This window comes from Streptomyces sp. NPDC048479, from assembly GCF_040651435.1.
GTDB lineage: Bacteria > Actinomycetota > Actinomycetes > Streptomycetales > Streptomycetaceae > Streptomyces.
Map to the genome: position 1 here is coordinate 1 of NZ_JBEZKA010000100.1, position 2,338 is coordinate 2,338.

General features: G+C 68.2%; 1 protein-coding gene and 3 pseudogenes. 2 read left to right on the forward strand and 2 right to left on the reverse strand.

Annotated elements, in window-relative coordinates; all coding sequences use genetic code 11:
• Positions 1-303: 303 nt before the first annotated feature.
• Entirely contained in the window at positions 304-852 is a 549-nt protein-coding gene (locus tag AB0D12_RS41120; RefSeq protein ID WP_362695174.1) for a hypothetical protein, read from the forward strand.
• A gap of 74 nt (positions 853-926) precedes the next feature.
• Here the strand turns inward: AB0D12_RS41120 and AB0D12_RS41125 are convergent.
• Positions 927-1,133, reverse strand: a pseudogene (locus AB0D12_RS41125) (IS5/IS1182 family transposase); the annotation flags it as partial.
• A 298-nt stretch (positions 1,134-1,431) separates the two neighbouring features.
• A pseudogene (locus AB0D12_RS41130) lies at positions 1,432-1,569 on the reverse strand (transposase); the annotation flags it as partial.
• A 453-nt stretch (positions 1,570-2,022) separates the two neighbouring features.
• Here AB0D12_RS41130 and AB0D12_RS41135 point away from each other — a divergent pair.
• Positions 2,023-2,223 (forward strand): annotated as a pseudogene (locus AB0D12_RS41135) (IS5/IS1182 family transposase); the annotation flags it as partial.
• Between the last annotated feature and the right edge of the window lie 115 nt (positions 2,224-2,338).

Genomic DNA, 2,338 nt, shown 5'->3' on the forward strand with positions numbered 1-2,338 from the left:
CTCACGGCCCAAACATCAAACGGCGTCGGCGGACAGCCCCTGTACCGATTTTCACGCCTGCGGGGCGTCACCGCAGGTGAACGGTCGACTCCTATAAGGTCACAAACGCCCGTCCGGCCACGTGCGTGGTGACGCCCGGCGGGCCGACAAATCCCAAACAGGACAGTCGAGACGTCAGTCAGGCAGAGGGTCAGACCCACCAGCAGCGTCACCACGTCACATCCTCACTGTCAGGCATGGTTCCGGTGTCGTGGTGGGAGGGTTCGGGCGATCAGTTCGTTCTCGGCGATGCGGAGATGACCGGTGACATCGGTGATGGGTTTGCTGGAGGAGCGGGAGGCGTCTGCCCGGGTGCGGGCGGAGGGGCTTCGCGTGGAGGCGGAGCGGGTCCTTGCCCAACTCGGCGAGGCGGAGGCGGTGTTGGAACGCCGGGTGATCGCCCGGACGGAGCTCGCCGAGGCCCTGGCCGCTCCGGCCGAACAGACGGATGCGCTGGTTCCCGGTCCGCGGGAGGAGGCGGCGGCGAAGGACAAGGCCCCGGTCGCGGGGTCGGTCGTGCCGCGGCATGGGGAGGGGATGACGGCGGCGGCGCTCGCGCCGGACTACCGGCGGATCGTGGAGCTGGTGGAGTCCACGGCGGGCGACGGCGAGGGGATCTCGGCGAAACAGCTCGCGGCCGGGCTGGAACTGCCGCTGGTGCCGGCGAAGATCGAGGGCGTGCGGTCTCGGGCGAGGCGCCTGGCCGAGCGGGGCTGGCTGGCCGCATCGCCGTCGGGGCGGTTCACGCCGCGGCAGCCCACCGCGACCGTTCCCGCCTCGGTCGGGAAGCCGGGCGGGCCAGCCGACGGCTGAGGAGCATGGCCTGCGAAAAGTAGATGAACGCCTCGCTGCTGGCGGGCCTCGAAGTCCCGCACCAGACGGCGCGAACGCATCAGCCACCCCAGTGTGCGCTCTGTCGCCCACCGTCTCGGTAGTACCACGAATCCCGTCATGTCATCGCTGCGTTTGACGATCTGCAGGGTGAGCTGGAGTTCCTCCTTCGCCCAGGTGACCATGACCACACGGCCCGCGTAGCCGCCGGCGGCCCACACCAGCGTGACCTTGGGGAACCGGCTCCGCAGGCAGGGCAGCATGCCGCGGGCGGCCTGGCGGTCGGATGACGTCGGCCGCACATACCAGCACCATCAGCAGCAGGCCGAGACTGTCCGTGATGACGCGCCGGCGCCTTCCGTTGATCTTCTTGCCGCCGTCGTAGCCGCGTGAGGCCGCGGGCACCGAGGCGGCGCCCTTGACGGACTGCGAGTCGATGACCGCCGCGGTCGGCTCCGCCGTCCGGCCTGCGGCCCGGCGGGCATGGCAGCGCAGCCGGTCGTGGAACTCCTTGGCCAGGCCGTGGTGCCGCCATCTGCGGAAGAAGGCATACACGCGGTCCCAGGCGGGGAAGTCGGCAGGCATCGCGCGCCACTTGATCCCGTTGTCGGTGACGTAGAAGACCGCATCCAGCATCTGCCGGTGGCAGTAGCCCTCCGGCCGACCTCCCCGGCCCTCCAGCCAGGCCGGAACCGGCATCACGTCCCGCACCACCGCCCATTTCCGCGTCCGTCATGTCCGACGGATACCGCCGCACTCTCTCCGGGCGGTCGGCCGCGTTCCCGAACCGGTGCGCGAGACAATCCCACGCCGCCGACGCCGAGTTGAACTCGAAGGACGAAACCGCGTACAACTGCGTCAACAGGGTCTCCCTGCACTCGAGCTGGCCTCAACAACCCTCGTGCTGCACCGGAGGCCCTGCCTTCATGCATCCACCTGTCCAAGATCACTCGGCCAGGCACCTCGTTCGATCAGAACCGACCTCGTGATCGATAGAGATATTGGCTTCTAAAAGGGCCTGAGCTTCCGGAGCGTGGCGGCCGCTGTGGCGGCTTAGACCGACCGGCGAATGGTGTGGTCGGTCGGTGCTGGGCGGACCGGACGCAAGGCAGGCACGGACCTGAGTGATCATGGAGTTCTCTACGCTCAGTGATCACCGGAGGGCCCGTTCCTGCTGTCCCATCTTGCCTGCTCGAACCCCTGTGGGACCATTTCGCCGCCCTGCTGCCCGCACAGGACGCGTACGCACCGACCCATCCCCTGGGCTGCCGCCGCCGGATCTCCGACCGGATCGTCTTCGAACATGTCGTCCAGGCCCTCGTCCATGGCACCGGATACGAGAGGGTCTCCAGCTGTTGATGCTTCCTGAAGACTGGTTCTGGATCACTTTCCGTGCAGAGCCACGGAGCGTCACCGAAGCCGCGAACATGAGCGGTTGTGGCTGACGAACTCCTCCAAGACCTCTGGT